Genomic DNA, 16595 nt, shown 5'->3' on the forward strand with positions numbered 1-16595 from the left:
CCCGCTTCAGGAAATCTTGCGCAGCAGCTCGGCCAGCATGGCGCGTTCGGCTGGCGACAGCGTCGAGAGCGTCTCTTCCGAAATATCGTGCGCAACGGGAAGATTGCGGGCGACGGCCGCCTCGCCTTCCTCCGTCAGCGTCAGGACAAGGCGTCTGGCGTCGGTCGTATCCGGCGCTGTGCGGATCAGGTTGCGCTTCGCCAACCGATCGACAACGCCCTTGATGGTCGCCACATCCATCGCTGTCTCACGCCCGAGATTGACCTGCGAGCAGGGCTGCAAATCGCGCAGCTTCACCAGCGCCGCCCACTGCGTGGTGGTCAGCTTCTCATTCATCCGGCTGGTAAAGATCGCCACGTGCCGCTGGTTCGCCTGCCGCAGAAGATAGCCGATCTGCTCGGCGAGCTTATAGGTCGCTTCAGCAGCTTTGCTCGCCTGGCGCTCCGGCTGACCCGGCAGCTTCTGATCTCCGTTCTGCATCAAACTATCCTTTGGTGAGAGCGCCGCGCGCCGCGGCGCTATCCATGGCACTCAAGATCGCCTCGGTCGACAACAACAATATCTGCTCGGGCATGCGCGGAGCGAGCTGCTCGATCACGGCACGATGCGCGGCATTGTCGCTGCTTCCCACAGCATCGGTGACGATCACGACGCGATAATTGAGATCTATGGCATGCAGAACGCTGGAATAGACGCAGACATCGGTTTCTGCGCCAGAGAAGATCAGCGTGCGAACACCCTTGCTCTGCAGCCGCGCATGAATCGTCTCGTTCGAGAAGATCGAATAGCCGGGCTTGTCGAAGACTTGTGTTGCCGGAGCAATCGCCTTCAGCGGTTCCATCAGCTCATGCAGGGCCGGATCGTGATGATCGCCCGTCAGAACAGACCAGCGCTCGTAATAAGGCTTCCAGCATCCCGGCGCCTCGTCCGCCGAAGCCGGCACGATGAAGCGGGCATAAAGCGTCTCGGACGACATGCGCCGGCAGAGTGCGACGACATTCCCAAGAATGTCCTGCATCGCAGGCGCGTGCCACACGGTTGTTTCGGCGAAGAGCCGCTGCATGTCGATGACCACATGACAGAAGCCATCCAGGATCGTCTCGATCTCCATCCTATTCGACCAGCGCGACGGTGTGTTCGGGTGCCCAGGACAGCGTGACGTTCTCGCCCTCGCGCAGAAGGTTGCCGTCACGATTCTGCGAGAACAGCTTCAGTTCTCGGCCCTGATTGGTCACCAAATGATAGGAGAGGACCGGACCGGCATAGATCACCGTCTTGATCTGCGCCGAGATCTGGTTCTTGCCATCGCCCGACGGCGACATCTTTTCGGGACGCACCGCGAGCGTCACTTTCTTTCCGGCGGAGGGCAGTGTGCCGGCGACCTCGACCATGCCGCCGTCTTCGAGGCGGACGCCGCCATTTTCGACGATGCCGGGGAGGAAGTTCGAGTCACCAAGGAACTCAGCCGCAAACCGTGTGCGCGGCCGCTCGTAGACGGTCGCGGGTTCGCCGATCTGAACGATCTTGCCTTTGTCCAGGATCGCCACCTTGTCCGAGAGCGTCAGCGCCTCTTCCTGATCATGCGTAACGAAGATCGTCGTCAGCCCGCTTTCGCGCTGGATGCGCAAGAGCTCGACCTGCATTTCCTGGCGCAGCCTGCGGTCGAGCGCCGAGAGCGGCTCGTCCAGCAGAAGCACGCTCGGCTTGATGACGATGGCGCGAGCAAGCGCGACGCGCTGCTGCTGCCCGCCGGACAGTTGCTTCGGATAGCGGTCGCCGAAGCCCGGCAGACGCACCATTTCAAGCGCACGCTCGACTTCCTTGCGGGCGACCTCGCCACGGATGCCGCGGCGCTCCAGACCGAAGGAGACGTTCTGCGCGATCGTCATATGCGGGAAGAGCGCGTAGGACTGGAACATCATGCCGATATTGCGGTGCCAGACCGGAACGTTGGTGACATCCCGATCGCCAATCACCACACTGCCCTGATCGGCGGTGATGAAGCCGGCGATAATGCGCAGCAGCGTCGTCTTGCCGGAGCCCGAGGGGCCGAGCAGACTGGTGAAGGAGCCTTCGGCGAATTCCGTCGAAATATCGGACAGGACAGGCGTCGCACCATAGCTCTTGGCAACCGACTTTACATTAACGTGGGTCACGATTTTCTCCGGGTTTTGCGAAGCGTGCGAAGATGAGGATTGCGGCCATGGAGCCGAGCAGCAGGATGGTTGAGATCGCGTTGATCTCCGGGGTGAAGCCCTTGCGGATCGCCGAATAGATCTGCACTGGCAGCGTCGTGTAACCCGGCGTCGCCAGGAAGTACGAAATCACGAACTGATCGAGCGAGACGGCAAAGGCGAAGAGCGCAGCGCCCAGAATGCTCGGGAAGAGCAGCGGCAGCGTCACCGAGTAGAAGGCGTGGATCGGCGTCGATCCAAGGCTCATCGCCGCCTCTTCCAAATCTGCGCGGATGGTCTTGAAGCCGGTCCCGACCACGATCACCACATAGGGGATGGCGAGCGCCACATGGCCGATAATCAGCGCATGCATGCCGCGGCCAATGCCACTCCAGTAGAAGAAGATGAGCATTGCCGTCCCGGTGATCAGCCACGGAATGGCGATCGGCGGCAGGAGCAGCAGCTGCAGCAGGCTGCGTCCGCGGAAGGTGCGGCGCGATAGGGCCACCGAGGCCACGGTTCCGAGCGTGGTTGCGACCACCGCGGTGATCACGGCTATAATGATGCTGTTCATGCCCGAGGTCAGCAGGCCGGTATTGCCCATCAGGGCCACGTACCAGCGGGTCGAGAAGCTGAAGGGCAGCTGGTAGAGCGGCGATTCATTGAAGCCCATCGCCATCATCACGATGATCGGCGTGTAGAGAAACGCCAGGATCGCAAAGAGATAGAAACGTCCGAGTGTTTTCATTCCAGCACCTATGCGACCGATCCACGCTTCAACACGCCGGAGAACGTGGCGAAGATCGCCAGAACTACGGCCAGAAGCGTGAAGGAAAGTGAGGCTCCGAGCGGCCAGTTGAATGCCTGCGTGAACTGGTCCTCGATGACCGTTCCCATCGTCACCCCGACACGGCCGCCGAGAATGCGGGGCTCCATGAACGAGCCGATGACGGGAACGAAAGTGAGGACGGCACCGGAGATCAAGCCGGGCGCAGCCATCGGAAGAAGGATCTTGTAGAGCACGACCCACCAGCGGGCGCCGAGACTGAAGGCTGCCTCGATGATCGCGTCATCGATGGTCGAGAGCGCAATGTAACAGGTCAGGATCATATAGGGCAGATAGCCGTGCACCAGACCGACCACGATCGCCGGGCGCGTGTAGAGGAAGCCGATCGAGCCGGCCTCCGGCGCGATCATGTGCAAGATGTAGTCGAGGAACCCCCCTTCGCGCAGCACCATGGTCCAGGAAAAGACGCGCACCAGACCGTTCGTCCAGAACGGCAGAAGGATGAGGATCAACAGCACCTCCTTCGTCCTGCCGATCGTTGCGCGGGCAAGTGCGAGAGCAGCAAAGAAGCCGAGCACGGCGCAAAAGAACGTCGTCCAGAATCCGATCAGTAGCGAGCTGATCCCGACGCCGACCAGATAGGGCTGATCGATGAAGGCACGATACTGCTTCAGCGTAAAGATGATCGGCTTGTTGCCGAGCGGCGTCGCCGTCATGAAGGAGAAGGTGAACATCGCCAGCAGCGGAATGAATACCGCCAGCGTCAGCCAGCCATAGGTCGGCAAAAGCAGCGCACCTGTCGTCACCCACGACGGAAGCCGTCGAGATTGCGTTGTGTTCAGCGCAGCCGCTGAGGGTTCTTGAGCGTTAAGTGTGGCCATCCAGCCGTCCCTCCGCGATCCACAGCGGCCTTTACGTCGCTGCAGCGGTCAAATCCAAATTGAAGGTCATTTGCCGGCCGCGTGATGCCGCAGCACAGGCCTTTCGCGCCAATACAGGCACGCATTACCCGCTAAGCGGCTGCTCGCATGATTGTCCCAGCTTGCTTCATATGTTCACCCTCGAGTTATTCTTTCTTGTTTTGTGTACAAATGATTTCAGCAGTCCCGCTTGTTGTCAAGCGCACTTTTTCGCGTGGCGCTTACACACTGTTTTTCCTGCCAAATAGCCAAAGCTGGCACGGTGAAAGCGGCAAGCATCGCGCCGCTGAATACGCTGAATATGCGCAGATGTCGGTATACCGACGCAAAAAGCGGGGAAGGCGCCGGAAAGCGGCGCTTGACAAGAAACAAAACTAGGAACACGTTATTTGTACACGAACATTTTTCGCAGAGGCCCCCAGGACCGCTGCGGCGGAAATATCGTGAATATATTTCGTTGCGGATGTTCGAAGGATGCGGGGAGGCATCGCCGCAGTCGCTTGCGCAGCCGCAGATAAAAAATCCAAAAAACTATCGACAAGGGGTAACAGAAATGAACTTCACCCGCAGACAAACCCTCGGCCTGATGGGCACTGCAGCGGTTGCCGCCACAACCGGACTGTCACTTTCGCCGCGCGCGGCGCACGCCGCCGGCAAGATCACCGTTCTCAACTGGCAGGGCTACGGCACGGACGAAGCCTGGGCGCTGAAGGCGTTCAAGGAAAAGACCGGGATTGAAGTCGTTCACGACTACTTCAGCTCCGAGCCGGAAATGCTGACGAAGCTGCGCACCAATCCGGGCGCATACGACGTGGTGCTGATCAACAGCGCCCGCTCGCAGCAGGCTGCAGGCGAAGGCCTGCTGACGCCGATCGATTTTTCGAAGATCCCGAATTCTGCCGGCCTTTCTCCGGAACTGAAGAACCATGCCAACCTGCAGCTCGACGGCAAGACCAACGGCGTCGCCTGGGTCTGGGGCATCACCTCACTCGCGATCGCCGACGGCTCGCCGAAACCGGACAGCTATGCCGCACTCGGCGCGCCCGAGCATAAGGGTAAGGTGGCTCTGTTCGATGACGCCGTGACGGCCGTCGCCATCGGCGCGTTGCTCTCCGGCCAGGACATCAACAACCCGACCGATCTCGCAGCCGTGGGCGAAAAGCTCAAGGCCTTCAAGCAGAACGTCAAGCTTCTCTGGTCGAGCGAAGACCAGTGGAACAAGTCCTTCGCTGCGAAGGAATTCGACCTGTCTGTCTACTGGTCCGGTGCAACGGTCCGCTCGAAGCGCAACAGCCACCTCCCCGTCGATTTCGTTGTTCCGAAGGAAGGCGGCATCGGCTGGCTCGACAGCCTCTCCATCCCGGCTTCGGCTCCGGATCCGCAAGCCGCGGCAACCTTCATCAACTACATGATCGACCCGGACTTCTATGTAGAATGGGCAACCAAGATCGGCGCTCCCGCCTCCGCCAATGGCGCCGCCATGGAAAAGCTGCCGACCGACGATCTGAACCGCCAGATCCACAAACCCGAATACCTGAAGACCATGGCGATCCAGTCCGCCCTCCCGGACGACCGCCGCGAAAGTTTCAACAATCTGTGGCAGGAAGTGAAGGCGTTCTACGCCAGCTAATGCAAGAAGCTACCCGGTACCGTCAGGCGCCGGGTAGCTCGTTTGATTGCGACGTGGAATAGCGGGCCTAGCACAATGCGCTTCAAGCGCGGGCAGCTCAGCCGAGATCGGCAGCCTCGCCCGTCTCCGGATCGACATCGGCGATCTTTCGCAACAGATAGAGCAAAGCAACCTGCTCGGCCGGATTGAGCGGCCCCATGGTCTTCTCGGTAATGGAACGGGCGCGCGGATACATTTGCTCGAGGATCGCCTCGCCCGCCTGCGTGAGAGAAACGATCACCTTTCGCCCATCATGGGCATCCCGCGAGATCTCGATCATGTTCTTCGATTTGAGGCGGTCGATGATGCCACGAATCGTCGCCTGGTCGACGGCGGTCGCCTTGACGAGTTCGCCCTGCGAAATCGGGCCATTGTCGCGGAGCGCGCAGAGCGTCACAAACTGGACTGAGGTCAGCGAAGGGTCGACGGCGTTGTCCTGGAAGATCGCCAAGTGGCGCTGATAGGCCTTGCGCAGCAGATGCCCCACCTGCTCGGTTACCTGATAGCCAGCCTGTGTGTCTGTTTTCGTGATGTCGTTATTGTCTGCCATGCTCTTGGCGCTCGCTTCTATTGATGCTTCTAATCCTTCAAAATGCAGCCAACCGCAAGCCGCGCGGATTGTAATATAATGGAGGCAGACAGGCGATTCTTGCCGCGCAATGCATTGCGGCGGGCATGATGCCCGCCGCAGTTGGTTGTTTTCCTATTCCAGAACCATGTTCCTGGATTCTGCATTGATGCACGCCACGCAGACAGCGGCAAGCAACAGCAGAGCCGAGATGACGCCGAGTGCGAGGCCGAAGTTCGAGGTCATGATCGGAGCCACGATGGATGGCGCCAAAAGTCCGCCGAAACGCGCGACCGATCCTGAAAGGCCCATGCCGCTGGCGCGCAGCGTGGTCGGATAAATTTCCGGCGTGAAGGCGTAGATAGCCCCCCAAGTACCCAGCAGCGCAAAGCTGAGCAAGAGCGTCGCGGTCACGACGATCTCGACCGACTGGCCAAGTGCGTATCCGAGAGTGCCGACGGCGCTCAGGATCAGGAAGCCGACGAGGGTCGGCTTGCGTCCCCATTTCTCGACGCCGTAGGCCGCCAGCGCATAACCCGGAAGCTGGGCGATTGCGAGAACGACCAGAAACAGCTGTCCGCGCATGAAGCCCATGCCCCCAGCGGCCAGTCGAACGGGCAGATATACGAAGACACCGTAGTAGGACACCGAGATCAGCATCCATGCCAGCATGAGGAAAACGGTTCGGCGGCGAAGCTCAGGTGACAGAAGGGCAGCAATCGACTTGTGCTGTGACTTCTGCGGCTTCAGGGGCGGGATCTCTACCGTGTTTCCATTCGAGATCGCGACGCGCTTGAGCACCTTGCGAGCCTCTTCCGAACGCCCCTGCTGATTGAGATAGAGCGGAGATTCCGGCACATAGAAGCGAAGGATGACACCGATCAGTGCCGGCAGGCCGGTCACGAAGAAGATCGTACGCCAGGCTTCGCCACCCTGCGAACCGGCAACAAGCGCAAGAAGCGCCAGAGCGACTGTACCAACGGCCCAGAAACCTTCGAGCAGCACCAGCCAACGGCCGCGGCGGTCGGAGGGAAGGAATTCAGCCATCATGGCGTAATCCACCGGGAGAGTTCCACCGACTCCGAGGCCTGTCAGGAAGCGCGCGACGAGCAGCCATTGCAAATCCGGCGCAAAGGCGGATGCCACGCCGCAAATCGCATCGAGAACGATTGCGATGAACAGCACGGGCCGGCGGCCGATCCGGTCCGCAAGACGCCCGAAGACAAACGCGCCAACGAGCATGCCCAGAAAGAAGAGCGTTCCGGTCTGCAATGCCTGTGGAACGGTGATGCCGAAGCTTCCTGCGATGGATGGTGCGGTGAAGCCGATGGCCAACACCTGCATGGCGTCGGCCGCCCAGACGAGGCCGAAAATAGTGAAAAGTCGCTTCTGAAAACGCCCGACGCCAGCCGCGCGGATGCCTTCTTCCACTGTGATTGAAGTTTGCATTTTAACCCCTCATTCGTTGATTTTTATTGGATTTGCATCGAAAACGGTGATCTTCGCCACCTTGAGGCCGCGGATCGAGGCGCACGCGCTCAGTCATTCCGGTTGCGATATAGGCGACCGGAATGCAAAGAACGATTTGGATTGCCGAAAACGGCGACTTCGATCAGCCGAATTTGGCCTGCATTTCCTTGACCGCGATGTCGCCCTTGAGAACCATTGGTTCGTCGTCGAGGAAGAGCGAGCAATTGCGCATGGGAATATCCAGATGGCAGGCGGTGTCGTTCGGGCCGCCGAGCTCGTTATTAGGCCCAGTGGAGAACATCACGTTGCCATAGAAGGAGCGCGCTTCCATGCCCATGCCGCCAGGGAATTCGCCCGGCGCCATGCGATGCCACTTGGCGTTCTGGTTGAGGCCCCAGCCGACATGGCTCATGCCCATGCCGCGCGGATCGTTGAAACCGGCCATGTAGGACTTGACAAGCTCAGCATCGAGACCGCCGCGAATGTCGGTGATCCAGCCATTTTCGATTGTGTAGATGATCGGATCGCGGACATACATGTTCTGCGGCAGCAGGATATCGCCGGGAGCAACGACGATCGTACCATCGACGCCGTCATCGTCACCGCCGGTGAAGACGAAGCCCGACGGCCAGTGGTCCCAGCGGCCCGGTTCATCGGTGCAGGCATACTCGGTGATCGCGGGATAGGTGTTGAGCTTGTAGGTGACGTCGGTGCCATGCTCGGAAGTGATGCGCATCACCTTGGCCTTGGACAGAAGCTCGCCGGCGAATTCGACACGCTCGCGCAGCTCCTTCGTCGGCAGCATACGGGCGAGAACTTCCGGCGGCTCGACCGCCGTCAGGATGCGCGTGCCGGATGCCTGGATCGCCATCTGTTCCGGGCTGAAGAGCAGGAAGATGCAATCGATGACCATGTCTGCGGCCTTGAGCGCTTCCACAGCATCCGGCATCGCTGCCAGTCCGGTCTGGCCGACGGCCCAGGCACCTGCCGGCGGGACCGGCGGCAAACGCATGTGGTACATCTTTGCGCCGAGACGCATGCCCGCCGCCATGAAGGCATCGGCATAATCGAGGCGCTCGTTACCCTGGGTCAGGACGATAAGCTTTTCGCCCTCGTGAACGCCCGACATCTTCAACTGATGCAGGCAGATTTCCGTGAAGCTGAACTGATCCATGCTTGTTCCCTTATAGTGCTTGAGGACTGCTATGCCCCGTATCGTTACGGAAGTCAGACTTTGGCCTTGGCGATTTCGGCAATCGCCTCCGCCTTCGCGACGACATCGCCATATTTGCTGTCGATATCGAAAAGGTTCGCATTGTGAGGATCGGGATGGCGGTCGCCGACGCAGTCGCGAACGACGATGGCTCGGAAACCGTGCTGAACCGCATCCACTGCACTGGCGCGAATGCATCCGCTGGTCGAGCAGCCCGCCATGATGACGGTGTCGATCCCCTGCGCATGGAGATGCGAGGCCAGGCTGGTTCCAAAGAAGGCGCTGGCATATTGCTTGACGATCACCAGCTCGTTCTTGGCGGGCTCAACCTCGTCGCAGAACTCCGCAAGCACATTGCCTTCAACCATGGCCTTCATGACCGGGGACTTCTTCACCCACATGCCGCCATCGGCGCAATTGTCCGCGAGATAGAGGATGCGGGTGTGGATGACCGGAATGCCGGCCTTGCGGGCGGCTTCGATGAGTTCCGGCGTCTGCGCCACGGCATCGACGACGCCGGGCGCATAGAGAGGTGCGCCCTCGATCGTGTAGGCTTTCAGAAAGTCGATGACGAGCAGCGCGGGAGAACGGCCGAAGCCGATCCTGTTACCCCACACCCCTTGGTAATTCGCTTCGGCCGTCTCCATCGCAGAGCTCCCTAGTACGCGCCAGACAGAAGCGCGCCCGCACCGGGCACGACGGGTTCAAGTCCCAGCGACTTCAGCATGAAGTAGGTGGTGGCAACAGCAGCCGTGACGACAGGCTTGCCCGTCATCGCTTCGACCTTGGCGATCGCCGCCAGCGACGGCATCTGCACGCAGGCCGAAAGCACGATCACGTCGACATCGGTCAGATCAAGACCGGCAACGATTTCAGGCAGGTTCTGCGGATCGTGGCGGCCGACGGCCAGATTGTCCGGAATTTCGAGTGCGCGCCAATCGCCGACTTCGAAACCTTCGTTTCGGATGTAGTCGACGACCAGTTCGGTAAGCGGCTTCATGTAGGGCGCCACCACGGCGATCCGCTTCGCCTTCATCACCTTCAGCGCTTCGACGAGAGCACCGGCGCTGGTAACGACAGGCGTGTTGGCGCCGTTCTCGACCGTGCGTCCCCGAAGACGCGTCTCGGATTCGCGGTGATATCCGTGCCCCATCGCCATGATCGCGACCAGGCAGGCGTAACCAAGAACATCGACCTGCGCATCGGACAGCTCGATGGCGCAGCGATCGGATTCTGCGTCCATCGCCGCCAGCTCGTCCTTCTTGACCGTCTTCATCCGCATGCGGCTGGAGTGGAAGGTGAAACGCTCCGGACGGATCGACTGCCTTGCGAGCAGCATCGCAGGAATTTCCGTCTCCATCGTCGTGTTGGAGCTCGGCACGATTTGACCAATACGATAGACCTTTTGCACGGCTTGTCCTTTTGCAATGCGTTCAAGAGAGCGATGACGCGGCTGCCCGCGTCATGGAAATGTCACTGAATCAGGAAGTCGCCGAGCGCGGCGAAGAAGCCTTCAAAGTCATCCCAGGGAATCATGTGGCCGGCATTCTCGACACGGGTGATCTGCAGCGAGGGATTAAGCCCCTTGATCTCTTCTTCGTCGGCAGCCTGGATCACGCCGCCGCGGCCAGCGATCATCAGCATCGCCGGAACTGCCAGGCTGGCGAAATCGGGCAGGATGTCGATATCGTGGAAATCGTTGAACGCCTTGATGATCCCGGGCGCATAGCAGGTGTGGAGCCATTCGGCGCGCAGCTGCAGCTGCTCTTCCGTCCAAGTCGGGCAAAACGCCTTCATCGCCTCGGCATCCATGCCCTTCTCGGCCATTGCGATCGAATCCGTATACCAGGGCAGCTTGCTCGGATACGGGCGGCGCCCGGGACCGGAAACCGGCGGATCGATCAACGCGAGACGGCTGAAGGCACCTGGCGCGCGGTTGGAAGCCCGCATCGCGATGCGCGCGCCCATCGAATGACCGAGGATGGCGGGCTGCGTCAGTCGAAGCTCGCTGGCGAAAGCGATCACATCATCAGCCATTGCGTCGAGGCCATAATCAAGATCGGGACCGGTCGAGGAGAGACCACGGCCGCGAACGTCGAGGACGTAAACGTCGTGGCGCAGCGCCAGGATTTCGGCAACGAAGCCCCAGGTGATCGCCGGCGACGTGATGCCGGGAACCAGCACGACCATCGGCCCTTTGCCGCCGTAGCGCAGATAGTGCTGGCGGACGCCATTGGCGAAGACGTTCGCGCCATAGAGGAACCGGCTGCTCATGCTGCATTCTCCGTACGCAGCGGTTCGGCGTAGACGTCATAACCATAGACCCAGGATGGATCCTCCTGCGTCAGCAGAAACGTGTTGGCGTTGGAGACCGACTGCACCCGCGTCGCCCGGTCGCGCCGGTTGACTTCATAGAGCTTGAAGGCAGTCGCGTAATCCGAGATCCCTGTTTCCAACAGGCAACGGGTGAGCATCGCGGCATCTTCGATCGCCATCGCCGCACCCTGCGCCATGTGCGGCTTCATCGGATGGCACGCATCGCCGAGCATAACAAGCCGGCCCTGGCTCCAGATCGGCAACGGATTGCGGTTGAAAAGCGGCCACTTGGTCACTGTCTCAGTGCTGTCGATCAGCGCCTCGATGACGGGGTGATAGCCGGGGAACGCCGCATGCATTTCCTCGCGGCTGCTGTCGACGAATGCCGTTTCAAATTCCCAAGCCTCGTGGGGAACGCCGGTCACGTAGTAATACTCGTCCTTCCGGCCGGTGGTGAAATAGACCATCATGTGACGGTCCGGCCCCCACCACTTCACGCAGTCCTCGAATTCAAGATCGTACTTCTTGAGGCGCTCGGCGTTGATCAGCGCACGGTGTCCGACCCATCCGCTATAATTGGGCCTTTCGAAGCCGAGCAACGTCTCGCGAACCTTCGAATTGATGCCATCCGCACCGATGACGATATCGGCGCGCGCCGAAGTCCCATCCTCGAACGTCATATAGACGTCGCTGCCGGTGTCTTCGATCGTCGCCAGCTTCTTGCCGAAGTGAAGGGTGCCTTCCTTCAGCGTGTCGCACTGCAGCGCCTGCAGGTCACCGCGGTGGACGGTGCAATAGGTGTGGCCATAACCTTCCAGCGGGATACGGGAGAGATACTCGCCGGAGATGCCGTCGCGGCTCAGCCAGAATTTCGGCGCGCTGCTGATCGACACGACCTTTTCGGCAACGCCGATGCGCTCGAAGATCTTGAGCACGTTCGGGCCCATATGAATCCCAGCACCGAGACGCGAGAAGGTTGGCGCCTGTTCGTAGACATCGACATCAAAGCCTGAATGCTGGAGCAGGGACCCTGCGACAGCGCCGCCAAGGCCGGCACCGATAATGGCAATCTTCTGTTTTCCCATAAGCAGCAGTCCCCTTTTTCTGGCTGATATCGCATCGCCATCAGTTTCAGGCAGATTAAGCGTATACACTATTTATTGCAAGCGAGATTTCGGCGACCCGATGTTCTTCGCTATCAACGTGCGCAGCGTAACACGTAGAAACTAAGGCGGACGACCCGTTGACAGCCGACCCATCTTAAATCAGTGTATACGCTATTAAATAAAAAGGGAACGCGCTCCTTTGCGATATCGGTTGATCCCGATGCAAAGGCTGCGAATATCATGCGGGCGAAAGCTCGCTATGGAGACTGGGATGCCAGATCTGGCAGTCGTTTTTGCCACCATCGCCCTCCCCGACCGGTGTACCGATTGGCATGCCGCGGGAGTGATCCTCACGTGAGCGCATCGTCGATATCGATCCGAGTGAACAACACGCAACAAATTGTCTGTTGTGATCCGAAGACCCCATTACTGTATGTTTTGCGCAACGACCTTGCCCTGAACGGCCCGAAATTCGGTTGCGGGCTTGGCGAATGCGGCGCCTGCGCCGTGCTGATCGACGGTCGCGCCGTCCGTTCCTGCGTCGTGCCGGTCGCCGCCGTCCAGAGCCGCAGCGTCGTGACGCTCGAAGGTCTGGGGAACGGCGACGCACCGCATCCGGTGCAGCAGGCTTTTATCGACGAGAATGCTGCCCAATGCGGCTATTGCCTGAACGGAATGATCATCACGGTTGCCGCGCTCGCACTGCGCGAGCCACATGCCAACGACGACGAGATCAAGCATGCGCTTGAACACAACCTCTGCCGCTGCGGCACGCACCGTGAAATCCTTGCCGCCGCCAAACGCGCCCTGATGCTCTCGAAAGCCGCACATTCGCCGGATAGCCAGAGCGAACAGCCGGCAGACAGAAAAGCAGATCAAGGAGAGCCGAATGCTTAGCGTTCATTTCAAGACGCAGACCGGCCCCCTGTTTCTGGTCGTCCAGGACGATGGCCATGTCGTTGCCTTCAATGGCCATGTCGACCTCGGCACCGGGATCCGCACCTCGCTGGCGCAGATTGTTGCCGAAGAACTGGATGTGGCATTCGAGCGTGTCGAGATGGTGCTCGGCAGCACCGTCGGCGGACTGGATCAGGGCGCTACGATTGCCAGCGAAACCATCCAGGTCACCGCCATTCCACTGCGTCAGGCAGCGGCGACAGCCCGGCGCTTCCTGCTGGCGCGGGCGCGCACCGTTCTCGGTCTCGAGGATGAGAACCTGACGATCGAGGACGGCGTCATCTCCTGTGACGGCGAACGGAACGCCTCGATCAGCTATGCCGAACTCGTCGACGGCCTCGACGAGCATCTGACACATGATCCCGATGCCGCTCTGAAGAGCATCGCCGAGTACCGGCTGGTCGGCAAATCGCGTTCCCGCGTCGATATCCCGCTGAAAGCGGTCGGCGCCTGGACTTTCGTGCACGACGTCCGTGTCGCCGGCATGCTGCATGGCCGCGTCATCCGGCCGCCCTATGCCGGCTATGACCATGGCGTCCAAGTCGGTTCGAGCCTCGTCTCCGTGGACGAAACCTCGGTCGCCCATATCGACGGTCTCGTCGCCGTTGTCGTCGTTGGCGATTTCGTCGGCGTCGTTGCAACCCGGGAAGAAAACGCGATTGCCGCGATGAACGCGCTGAAGGTCGAATGGCTCGTGCCCGAACGACGGCCGGACCTCAACCGGCCGGAGATCGCGCTGCGCGCCAACCCCTCCACGCCCCGCCAGCTGATCGACCGCGGCAATGTCGATCTGGCGCTGGAAGGCATGCCTTCCGCGATGAATCGCACCTATGTCTGGCCCTACCAGATGCATGGCTCGATCGGCCCGTCATGCGCCGTCGCGCATTTCGAGGACGATCACCTGACAGTCTGGTCGGGAACGCAGAACCCCTATCCGATGCGGCGCGATCTCGCGATGCTGATGGAAATCCCGGAAGAACAGATCATTATCGAGCGTCTCGAGGCCGCAGGTTGCTACGGCAGAAACTGCGCCGACGACGTGACGGCGGATGCCGCTCTTCTCTCGCGCGCAGTCGGCGCACCCGTTCGCGTACAGCTGACCCGCGACCAGGAACATGCCTGGGAGCCGAAGGGAGCAGCACAGGTCATGGACGTTCGCGGCGGCCTCGATACCGAAGGCGGACCGGCAGCCTATGATTTCGAGACGCGCTACCCGTCCAATCTCTCACCGACACTTGCCCTGATCCTGACCGGCAAGGTCGCTCCGGTGGCAGATGTCGTGCAGATGGGCGATCGAACCGCAATCCCGCCCTATGCCTATGGCAACCTCCGGGTAACGGTTCACGACATGCCGCCGATTGCGCGTGCCTCATGGTTCCGCGGTGTCTCGGCGATGCCGAACACCTTCGCGCATGAATGCTATATCGACGAACTGGCCGCCGCCGCTGAGGTCGATCCGATCGAATACCGTCTTCGTTACCTGCCGGATCAGCGCGCCAGCGAACTCGTTCGCGCCGTCGCCGAACGGGCGAAATGGCAACCGCACACGACCTGGGGCACCTTAGGGGGCGAAGGCGATCTCCTTTATGGCCGCGGCTTCGCCTATGCCGTCTATGTCCACGGGAAATTCCCGGGTACGGCTGCCGCATGGGCCGCCTGGGTCGCCGATGTGGCGGTCAACAGGAAGACCGGCGAGATCGCCGTTACCAAGGTCACCTGCGGGCAGGATGCCGGCCTGATGATCAATCCGGATGGCGTGCGCCACCAGATCCATGGCAATGTCATCCAGTCGACAAGCCGCGTCCTCAAGGAAAGGGTCGAGTTCTCCGATACGGCCGTGCTCTCCAAGGAATGGGGCGGCTACCCGATCATCACCTTCCCCGAGGTGCCCGACATCGATGTGCTGATGCTCGACCGGCCGCACGATCCACCGCTCGGCGTCGGCGAGTCGGCATCGGTCCCGAGTGCGGCGGCAATTGCCAATGCCGTCTATGACGCCACGGGCGTCCGCTTCCGCGAATTGCCGCTGACACCGGAAGCTGTCCTCGCAGGACTGGGCAATGTCACCCCCAAGCAGGCCGATCCTCCCAAGCAGGCCCGCAAATGGTGGCAATTCTCGCTCGGCACGGCAGGCATTGCTGCCGTTGCCGGCGGGCTTCTCCAGTTGCTGTCGCCGTGGCAGCCCAGCATCGCTGAGATCAGTCGTCCGGATGCTGGCGTCTTCTCCGCCTCGACCATCGAGCGCGGGAAGCTTGCCGCGGCGATCGGGGCCTGCAATGTCTGCCACGTCTCGAACGACGGTCGCGCCTTTGGCGGCGGCCGGGCGCTGGAAACGCCGTTCGGTACGATCTATGCCAGCAATATCAGCCCCGATGTCACTGCGGGCATCGGCGCCTGGTCCTATCCGGCCTTCGAAAGAGCAATGCGCAACGGGGTGAGCCGCGACGGCCACCGCCTCTATCCGGCGCATCCCTACACATCCTTCGCAGGCGCCGAGGACGCGGACCTGCAGGCCCTCTATGCCTATCTCATGAGCCAGCCGCCGGTGGAGACGAAGGCACCGGAGACAAAACTCTCCTTCCCCTTCAACATCCGCCCATTGATGGCGGGCTGGAATGCGCTCTTCCATCAGCGCAGCGGGACGCAGTTTCAGCCGGACAAGGATGCTGTCTGGAACAGAGGAGCCTATCTCGTAGAAACACTGGGCCACTGTTCGGCCTGCCACTCGCCACGCAACGCGCTTGGCGCCGAAATGTCGGGCAGGTTCCACCTTGCGGGCGGTTATGCCGACGGCTGGCATGCACCGGCGCTCGATGGTTCCGGTAAGTCGCCGGTGCAATGGACCGAGGCCTCGCTCTACGACTACCTCCGCAAGGGCAATGCCGCCCACCATGGCAGCGCCCTCGGGCCGATGGGCGATGTCGTCAAGGCGCTGGAGCCGCTGCCTGATGAGGATATCCGGGCGATGGCAACTTATCTCGCCAGCCTGAACAAGCGGGAAACTCCGGCCGATCCGGCAGCTGCTGCCGCCGAAGCAATCGCCAAAGCCACCGCTGCCGAACAGACGGCCTTCGCCGCATCTCCCCGCGGCCAGCGGATCTTCGAAGGGGCCTGTGCCGCCTGCCACAGCAGCAGTACCGCGCTGACCTCGCTTGCGCTGAACTCAAATCTATACGCAGGGACTCCCGATAACATCATCCAGGCCATCCTCGGTGGCGCGGAAGCGCCGGCGGAGATGAAGGCACGGAATTCGCCGGAAACGATGTCGATGCCTGCCTTCAAGGAGACGCTGAGCGACGGCTCCATGGAAGATCTCATCACCTACCTGCGTGCCCGCTTCGCGCCCGACGAGCCCGCATGGACCGATATCACCGGCAGCCTTGCCAGAGCACGCGCTTCCGGACATTGAGAATAC

15 protein-coding genes are annotated in these 16595 nt (G+C 61.0%); 3 read left to right on the forward strand and 12 right to left on the reverse strand.

Going from position 1 to position 16595, the window contains the following annotated elements; all coding sequences use genetic code 11:
- Window positions 1-6: 6 nt before the first annotated feature.
- From DQ393_RS12360 to DQ393_RS12380, 5 genes are read right to left on the reverse strand one after another with little or no spacing between them, the layout of a single operon-like run.
- Window positions 7-480, reverse strand: coding sequence for a MarR family winged helix-turn-helix transcriptional regulator (locus DQ393_RS12360; protein WP_112342068.1), 474 nt, complete (start codon window positions 478-480; stop codon window positions 7-9).
- 4 nt (window positions 481-484) lie between these two features.
- Entirely contained in the window at window positions 485-1111 is a 627-nt protein-coding gene (locus DQ393_RS12365) for a cysteine hydrolase family protein (protein WP_112342069.1), read from the reverse strand.
- A 1-nt stretch (window position 1112) separates the two neighbouring features.
- Window positions 1113-2156: an ABC transporter ATP-binding protein gene (locus DQ393_RS12370; RefSeq protein WP_112342070.1), complete on the reverse strand. Its 1044-nt coding sequence runs from the start codon at window positions 2154-2156 to the stop codon at window positions 1113-1115.
- Window positions 2143-2922 (reverse strand): ABC transporter permease, encoded by a 780-nt coding sequence (locus tag DQ393_RS12375; RefSeq protein ID WP_112342071.1) that lies wholly within the window; start codon window positions 2920-2922, stop codon window positions 2143-2145. The genes DQ393_RS12370 and DQ393_RS12375 overlap by 14 nt, the downstream gene beginning before the upstream one ends.
- An 8-nt stretch (window positions 2923-2930) precedes the next feature.
- Window positions 2931-3842 (reverse strand): ABC transporter permease, encoded by a 912-nt coding sequence (locus DQ393_RS12380; RefSeq protein ID WP_112342072.1) that lies wholly within the window; start codon window positions 3840-3842, stop codon window positions 2931-2933.
- A gap of 592 nt (window positions 3843-4434) precedes the next feature.
- On the opposite strand from DQ393_RS12380, the gene DQ393_RS12385 reads away from it, so the two are divergent.
- Window positions 4435-5511, forward strand: coding sequence for an ABC transporter substrate-binding protein (locus tag DQ393_RS12385; RefSeq protein WP_169645296.1), 1077 nt, complete (start codon window positions 4435-4437; stop codon window positions 5509-5511).
- A 97-nt stretch (window positions 5512-5608) separates the two neighbouring features.
- Here DQ393_RS12385 and DQ393_RS12390 read toward each other — a convergent pair whose 3' ends face one another.
- From DQ393_RS12390 to DQ393_RS12420, 7 genes are all read right to left on the reverse strand, one after another.
- The gene (locus DQ393_RS12390; RefSeq protein WP_112342074.1) at window positions 5609-6100 is read right to left on the reverse strand and encodes a MarR family winged helix-turn-helix transcriptional regulator; all 492 of its coding nucleotides are present in this window, start codon (window positions 6098-6100) and stop codon (window positions 5609-5611) included.
- 153 nt (window positions 6101-6253) lie between these two features.
- Window positions 6254-7567, reverse strand: coding sequence for an MFS transporter (locus DQ393_RS12395; RefSeq protein ID WP_069610581.1), 1314 nt, complete (start codon window positions 7565-7567; stop codon window positions 6254-6256).
- Between the two features lie 163 nt (window positions 7568-7730).
- Window positions 7731-8762: a leucyl aminopeptidase gene (locus DQ393_RS12400; RefSeq protein WP_112342075.1), complete on the reverse strand. Its 1032-nt coding sequence runs from the start codon at window positions 8760-8762 to the stop codon at window positions 7731-7733.
- A gap of 53 nt (window positions 8763-8815) precedes the next feature.
- Entirely contained in the window at window positions 8816-9448 is a 633-nt protein-coding gene (locus DQ393_RS12405) for an N-carbamoylsarcosine amidohydrolase (RefSeq protein ID WP_112342076.1), read from the reverse strand.
- An 11-nt stretch (window positions 9449-9459) separates the two neighbouring features.
- Entirely contained in the window at window positions 9460-10212 is a 753-nt protein-coding gene (locus tag DQ393_RS12410) for a maleate cis-trans isomerase family protein (protein WP_112342077.1), read from the reverse strand.
- Window positions 10213-10274: 62 nt separating this feature from the next.
- Entirely contained in the window at window positions 10275-11075 is an 801-nt protein-coding gene (locus tag DQ393_RS12415; RefSeq protein WP_112342078.1) for an alpha/beta fold hydrolase, read from the reverse strand.
- On the reverse strand, window positions 11072-12202 hold the full coding sequence (locus DQ393_RS12420; protein WP_181592333.1) for an FAD-dependent monooxygenase: 1131 nt from the start codon (window positions 12200-12202) through the stop codon (window positions 11072-11074). Before DQ393_RS12420 ends, DQ393_RS12415 begins: the two co-directional genes overlap by 4 nt.
- Window positions 12203-12577: 375 nt before the next feature.
- On the opposite strand from DQ393_RS12420, the gene DQ393_RS12425 reads away from it, so the two are divergent.
- Both DQ393_RS12425 and DQ393_RS12430 read left to right on the forward strand, forming a co-directional pair.
- Complete coding sequence (locus tag DQ393_RS12425) at window positions 12578-13120, forward strand: (2Fe-2S)-binding protein (protein WP_432422002.1); 543 nt, start codon at window positions 12578-12580, stop codon at window positions 13118-13120.
- Entirely contained in the window at window positions 13113-16589 is a 3477-nt protein-coding gene (locus DQ393_RS12430) for a molybdopterin cofactor-binding domain-containing protein (protein ID WP_112342079.1), read from the forward strand. The genes DQ393_RS12425 and DQ393_RS12430 overlap by 8 nt, the downstream gene beginning before the upstream one ends.
- The last annotated feature ends 6 nt before the right edge of the window (window positions 16590-16595 follow it).

This window comes from Martinezella tropici, assembly GCF_003287875.1.
GTDB classification, from domain to species: Bacteria; Pseudomonadota; Alphaproteobacteria; order Rhizobiales; family Rhizobiaceae; genus Rhizobium; species Rhizobium tropici_C.